The sequence below is a fragment of the Sphingobium sp. S6 genome, from assembly GCF_905120495.1.
GTDB lineage: Bacteria > Pseudomonadota > Alphaproteobacteria > Sphingomonadales > Sphingomonadaceae > Sphingobium > Sphingobium agri.
This window is the reverse complement of the sequence record NZ_CAJHOG010000029.1, coordinates 1-6,113: the sequence shown is the minus strand read 5'-3', so window position 1 is coordinate 6,113 and position 6,113 is coordinate 1. Positions and strand designations below refer to the sequence as shown.

Sequence of the window (6,113 nt, the reverse complement as noted above, 5' to 3'; positions counted from 1 at the left end):
CCAATCTCCGCCAAGCATGCTCAAGCTTCACGATTTTTGCAACAGAGCCCGCTGGCCCAAGACCTTCACGAAAAAGTCGATGTCGCCCTGGGCTGTGCCGGTGCAGATGGTGATATGATGCAGGCTGGTGATATGGTTCGTATCCACGATCGCTCTCCAAGATCAAAATATAGTCCGAAAATCGCGCCTCTGCTTTTCGCCTGGCGGCGAGGAGCGGGACCTCCATTGAAATAGCACTCCAAAGCCGTTTACTCCACGCGGGTTCACGAATATCCGGCATTCGAAAAGCGAATGTTCCTGGCCATGCAGCGCTTTACGCAATAGCAGGGTTTCCGGTGCTTTCTCATTCGGAAACCGGAAATGGCGCAATGATTTCCTTCATGCATTTGACTGTGTTTCAGGCCCTGATGCGGGCGAAAAGCGTGGGGGTGGCGGCGGAGATGCTGGATATGCCGCAGCCCACGCTCAGCCGTCATCTCAAACAGCTCAGGGAGCATTTCGGGAACCAGCTTTTCGTGCGGACCAGCCGGGGCCTGGAGCCCACGTCCCTGGCCATCACCGCCGCGCCCGCCGTGTCGCAGACATTGGAACTCTATCATTCCCGCCTGAGCGGCGAGCCGACATTCGATCCCGCGACTTCGAACCGCGATTTCCACATCGCGGCTTCGGATGTCGGGCATCTGCTCGTCCTTCCCCGCGTCCTGCAATGGGTGCGCGATCTGGCGCCGGGCGTGCGGTTCAAGGCCATTCCCTTGGGAGGGGAAAAGCTGATCGCCCGGCTCGAGACCGGCGAGGTCGACATCGCGATCGGCAGTTTCCCGGCGCTCTATGCCGGCGTCGTCGAACAGACGCTTTTCCCGGAGGAATATGTCTGCGTCGTGCCGCGAAGCTATCTGCCCGCCGGGCGCCTGACCATGAACAGGTTTAAGGCCGCCCGGCACGTCCTGGTCGACGGCCGCCACCTTGGCCACATCCATGAGGATGTGGAAAAGCTGCTTCGCAAGATCGTGGGTCCATCGAACATCACCGTCATGGCGGAGAGCTTCCTCCTGAGCGCCCATATAGCCGAGCAGTCGGAACTGATCCTGACCACGCCCTCCCGCCTTACCGGCTTGCTGAACACCAAGAGCGTCCGCATTCTCAAGCCGCCCGTCGCCCTTCCAGGCTTCACCGTAAAGCAATATTGGCATGAGAGATTCCATGACGATCCCGGCAATCGCTGGCTGCGCGGAATTCTGTCCCGCATGCGCGGCCTTTCGGAGGAGGGCGAAGGCCCGTCCTTGCCCGAATTCGCGGGCGGCGCGGCGGAGGGCGATGGCGCTTCGAATCCGGATATTCGCAATTCGCTCCATGAATAAGTGCCGCGCCGCGCCCCGCCGGAAGGCGAGCCATGCGGCCGGCGAGCCAAGGATGGGGCGGGTCGGGAAAAGAAAAAACACTATAAAATCCATATGCTTGCGGGAATTTTCCTCATGTCCGGACCGGCCCGTTCCGGTCGTTGCGACAGCCCTGCCGAACAGGGGGCGGGCGGCTCCCGCACCGGCATGGGCGGGCCTGGCCCCTTGTGCGTCTGCCCGATTTCCCCTTTTATCGGTCGACTTGGCTCATGGCGAAGCGCTGGCAGCAGGCAAAGATCCTCTGCCCCGGATATTCGCCAATTCTAATGAGATAGAGAGGAAGCGTGATGCAATTCGTTTATGATCCCCTACCCTATAGGGTCATCTTCGGCGCGGGTTCGGTGCGGCGGGTGGCTGACGAGCTTTCGCATGTCGGCAGCCGCGCGCTGGTGCTTTCGACGCCGGAGCAGGCCGGCAGCGCGCAGGAGCTTGCCGCCACCCTGGGCGACAAGGCCGTGGGTCTGTTCAGCAAGGCGGTCATGCACGTCCCGGTCGCGACGGTCGACGCGGCGGCCGCCGTCGCCAGGGAACTGAACGCCGATTGCACGGTCGCCATCGGCGGCGGGTCCACAGTCGGGCTGGCCAAGGCGCTCTCGCTTCGGCTCGACCTGCCTTCGCTCGTCGTTCCGACCACCTATGCGGGTTCGGAAGTCACCCCGATCTGGGGCCTGACCGAAGATGGGATCAAGACCACGGGTCGCGACAAGAAGGTGCTGCCCAAGGTGGTCGTTTACGACCCCGATCTCACCCTGTCGCTGCCCGCCGAAATGTCGATCGCAAGCGGCCTCAACGCCATCGCCCATGCGATGGAGGGGCTTTACGCCTTCGACGGCAATCCCATCGTCTCCCTGATGGCGGAGGAAAGCATCAGGGCGCTCGCCAGGAGCCTGCCGCTGATCAAGGCCGATCCCACCGATGCGAAGGCGCGGGGCGATGCGCTCTATGGCTGCTGGCTCGCCGGCAGCGTCCTGGGCGCGGCGAGCGTCGCGCTGCACCACAAGCTCTGCCACACGCTGGGCGGCACCTTCGACATGCCGCATGCGCAGACCCACACTGCGGTGCTGCCCCACGCGATCGCCTATAATGCGCCGTCGGTGCCGGAGGCGATGGAACGGGCCAGCCGCGCACTGGGCGGCGGCGACCCCGCGACCAAGCTGTACGAACTGGCGGTGGGCCTGGGCGCGGAAATGTCGCTGGCGAAGCTCGGCATGCCCAAGGACGGCATCGCGAAGGCCGCCGCGCTGGCGGTCGCCAACCCCTATCCCAACCCCCGTCCGATCACGGAGGAGGGCATCGTGCAGCTTCTGAGCCGCGCGGTGGAGGGGCTTCCGCCGATCACCGCATAAGCCAAGGCCTGATCCTGGAACAGTGCCGGCCGCATCCGATCATTTCCGGATGCGGCCGGTTCTCGATCATCCGGCGCTCCCGTTCGGCCATGGCCAAGGACGGGACGAAATTCAGCGGCTTTCCGCGCCGAGCCAGCCCTGCACCGCCGCCTTGATCGGCAACGGCAGTTCATGCCCGCCTTCATAAGGGATGAAAGTCGCCCGCGCCCCGCTGGGGCCGGAGAGATAGGCTTCCGCCTGCTCGAACTTGTGGCGCGGTATCACATCGTCGAATTGGCCCCGGCAGAAGAGGACCGGCTTGTCGAGCAGGCCGTTGTCCGGCAGGTCGCCGTCCTCCACCGCGAAGCAGCCGCCGATCATGATGAGGCCGCTATAGGCCCCCGGATTGCTGAGCAGAAGACTGGCGGCCATCGCGGCGCCGTTGCTGAAACCGCATAGCCAGGGTCGTTGGCGGCCGGTATCTGCGGCGATCCAGTCGCCGACCTTCGATGTTTCGCCCGACAGGCTGGAGGGCAGGGCGACGCCGATCCCGGCATTTTCGAACCAGGCGAACCCCGGCCCCTGGGGAAGCGGCCCGCGATAGGAGCGAACATTCGCGCGGCCGAAAAGGGGCAGCGCGAACCCCGCTTCCCTTTCGGTGCTGCCGCGGCCGTGAAGATATACGATGTCGCGGCCGGACGGAATGTCGGGATTGTCGTATCGCATGACGATGGCATTGTCTCGAGACATGTTCGCTTCCAATTCCTGGCGATGCGAAGCCGAAGCGGCGTCCGGTCCGAAGGCGTCGGCCCGGCTGCTCCGGCTTCCTGTTTTAGCGGGCTTTCCGGTCGGCGGATATTCCGCCTGCCGGGAAATGCTCAAGGCGACCATAGCATGCGATGGCTGCTTTCAAAGCGCGGTCGCTCAATCCCCATGACCGATTTGTGGGCAGTTGGCCCCGTTTCGATCAAATCCGTATCTCGAATATTCCTAATTCATTTGCAGCAATTTCCTCCGCAGGCGAAAGCTGCGATCCTTTCCGGACGGCCCGATAAGCATAATAATCACCGACGTGCCGGATAAGACAGGCGCTGATCCATAACAGCGCATGGAGAGGATATTCCTATGCTTCGATCTCCGGGCAATGCGCGGCGCGTCCGTCGCAATCCGCTCCCGGCCTCGACGTCCGCTGGCCCGCTCGCTGCGTGTCCGGCCCATGCGCAACATGGTCCAGGGGGAAACCCCGCCGCCTGTTTTCCGGAACGGCGGGAATGGCCCGATGAACTGCGCGGGCAGGCAAGTTGCGACCGTGCACCGGCTGGAATTCGTCAGTAGGGGAAGATCGAATGCCTAATGGAATGCGCTGTTTGGATCCCTCGATCGCCGATCGGATCACATCATTGTCGACGATGAGAAATAATGAGGAGATATTCGAAACATTCGGCTTCAGCTATAACACGCTGAGAAAAGTCTCGAACGGCATGCCGCTTCGCAGGTCACTTGCGGATCGGATTGAGGAACGTGCCAGAAAGGTTTTCGAAGCCGATGGATTTTTGAACATTTCGGCCTGATCGCATCGGATGGAATGCTCCGGCCTGTCGTTTCGGAGCGTTTTCCGACCGGGCGGATGATTGCTTCCGTTCGGGGCGACGCTCCGGTGCCGAACATATGCATTAAGCCATTTTTTGCCCAGTCCGCAGGAGAATTGCAGGGACATGTTGAAGCTCTACTACAATCCAGGTTCATGCTCATTGGCGTCCCATGCCGCATTGGAGGAAGCCGGCCTTCCTTATGAGGCGGAGCTGATCGACCTGACGCAAAACGCCCAGTTTTCAGACGCCTATCGTCAGAAGAACCCGTGGGCGCGGGTGCCCGCGCTCCAGATCGGCGATGATGTCCTGACCGAAAATATCGCCATCCTCAACCATATCGCGGAACTCGTGCCCGAAAAGGCCTTGCTGCCCACGGAAGGCCTTGCCCGCGCCCGGGCCCTGGAATGGCTCGCGCTGCTGTCCAGCACCGTCCATGTCGCCTTCCGCCCGATCTTCCGGCCCGGCCGCCTCGCAGAAACCGCGGAGGGCCAGAAGGATGTCGCCGCCACGGGGCTGACCAGCCTGAAAAGCGTGCTTGCCCTGCTGGACGAACGCCTCGGCAAGGGGCCTTATGTGCTGGGCGACACGTTCAGCCTGTGCGACCCCTATCTTTTCGTCTTCGTCTTTTGGGCGCGTCGCCCGATCCTCGAAGGCAAGCTCGACCCGCTTCCGAATCTGGATGCCTTCGCGGAACGGATGAGGGCTCGTCCGTCGATCAGCGCCGCCCTGGCGCAAGAGGGTCTTGCCTGACCGACGGAAATCCAGTGCGGCTTGAGGGCGGGCGGCATGTCCGCCTGATAGCCTTGCGGCATCGGAGAGGGCCGGCGGAATGTCCGCCGGCCCTCAAATGTTTAAGCCATGAATTTACGGCCCGTTCGGCAACGTTGGATCCCGGTGCGGGCATCGGCCGCCCCGGCATTGCAAGAGATGGCGGCTATTTCATCGTCCCTCGAGGGGATTTGGAACGCCATTCACGACACGGGAAGGCGATCCTTCAGGCCGTCACGGCTTCATCGGAAATGAAGACATCGTCGCGGCGCGCAATGCCCGCCGATGAGAATTCGACGAAACCTCAATCAAAGTGAATGAATAGAATTCACAAACTGGAATTGCGTCTTTCCTACGGATTACCATACGATCTCAATCAAGCCGGCGCCGAAATCGGAGACCGGGGGAATCGCGGCCGCAAGCCGCTTGGAGAGGAGATGAAAGAATGAAGCGCGCGCATATTCATCGGGCGGGGGGAGTGAAGTCCAGCTCGCGGAGGATCGCCGGGGCAGCGTCCCTGCTGATGGCTTCCACGGCCGCCTTGTGCAGTCCCGCCTTTGCCCAGCAGTCCGCTGCCGCGGACCAGTCCGCCACGCCGGTCAACCAGATCGAAGACATTGTGGTGACCGCCCAGAAGCGCAGCGAAAATGTGCAGAAGGTACCGATCGCCATATCGGCGCTGGGCGGAGAGGCGCTGACGAACAGGGGTTTCGACAGCCTTTCGACCTTGACCAAGCTGGCGCCGTCCATCCAGCTCAGCAATTTCGGGCCCATCGCCTTCGTCACCCTTCGCGGCATCGGCAATGAGAACAGCACCGCCGGCGGCGATCCGGGCGTCGCCTTCCACTTCGACGGCGTCTATGTGGGGCGGCCGGTCGGCACCCTCTTCTCCGCCTTCGACAGCGAGCGCGTCGAGATCCTTCGCGGGCCGCAGGGCACGCTGTACGGACGAAACGCGACCGGCGGGTCGATCAACTGGCTCTGTTGCAAAAATCGTGAAGCTTGAGCATGCTTGGCGGAGATTGGACGGA

Annotated in this window: 6 protein-coding genes; 5 read left to right on the top strand and 1 reads right to left on the bottom strand. The window is 62.4% G+C overall.

Annotation, left to right across the window (positions count from 1 at the left end):
* From SPHS8_RS20555 to SPHS8_RS20000, 3 genes are all read left to right on the top strand, one after another.
* Window positions 1–234, top strand: a 234-nt coding sequence (locus tag SPHS8_RS20555; RefSeq protein WP_236575280.1) for a hypothetical protein, incomplete at its 5' end; no start/stop codon positions are given.
* A gap of 146 nt (window positions 235–380) precedes the next feature.
* Complete coding sequence (locus SPHS8_RS20005) at window positions 381–1,358, top strand: LysR family transcriptional regulator (protein WP_233448218.1); 978 nt, start codon at window positions 381–383, stop codon at window positions 1,356–1,358.
* Between the two features lie 326 nt (window positions 1,359–1,684).
* The gene (locus SPHS8_RS20000) at window positions 1,685–2,743 is read left to right on the top strand and encodes a maleylacetate reductase (protein WP_015449275.1); all 1,059 of its coding nucleotides are present in this window, start codon (window positions 1,685–1,687) and stop codon (window positions 2,741–2,743) included.
* 111 nt (window positions 2,744–2,854) lie between these two features.
* Here the strand turns inward: SPHS8_RS20000 and SPHS8_RS19995 are convergent, their stop codons facing one another.
* A complete protein-coding gene (locus SPHS8_RS19995) occupies window positions 2,855–3,613 on the bottom strand; it encodes an alpha/beta hydrolase (RefSeq protein ID WP_129965595.1) in 759 nt (252 codons plus the stop codon).
* A gap of 824 nt (window positions 3,614–4,437) precedes the next feature.
* Between SPHS8_RS19995 and SPHS8_RS19990 the strand changes: the two genes are divergently transcribed.
* Together SPHS8_RS19990 and SPHS8_RS19985 are read left to right on the top strand one after the other, a co-directional pair.
* Window positions 4,438–5,064 carry a glutathione S-transferase family protein gene (locus SPHS8_RS19990; protein ID WP_201516822.1) on the top strand — a complete coding sequence of 209 codons (627 nt, stop codon included), beginning with the start codon at window positions 4,438–4,440 and terminating at the stop codon, window positions 5,062–5,064.
* A 463-nt stretch (window positions 5,065–5,527) separates the two neighbouring features.
* A complete protein-coding gene (locus SPHS8_RS19985) occupies window positions 5,528–6,088 on the top strand; it encodes a TonB-dependent receptor plug domain-containing protein (RefSeq protein ID WP_236575279.1) in 561 nt (186 codons plus the stop codon).
* The last annotated feature ends 25 nt before the right edge of the window (window positions 6,089–6,113 follow it).

What these genes read in the sequence shown, in the direction of transcription:
- SPHS8_RS20005 (WP_233448218.1), top strand. Translation starts at nt 381, where the DNA reads ATGCATTTGACTGTGTTTCAGGCCCTGATGCGGGCGAAAAGCGTGGGG.
- SPHS8_RS20000 (WP_015449275.1), top strand. Translation starts at nt 1,685, where the DNA reads ATGCAATTCGTTTATGATCCCCTACCCTATAGGGTCATCTTCGGCGCG.
- SPHS8_RS19995 (WP_129965595.1), bottom strand. Translation starts at nt 3,613, where the DNA reads ATGGTCGCCTTGAGCATTTCCCGGCAGGCGGAATATCCGCCGACCGGA.
- SPHS8_RS19990 (WP_201516822.1), top strand. Translation starts at nt 4,438, where the DNA reads ATGTTGAAGCTCTACTACAATCCAGGTTCATGCTCATTGGCGTCCCAT.
- SPHS8_RS19985 (WP_236575279.1), top strand. Translation starts at nt 5,528, where the DNA reads ATGAAGCGCGCGCATATTCATCGGGCGGGGGGAGTGAAGTCCAGCTCG.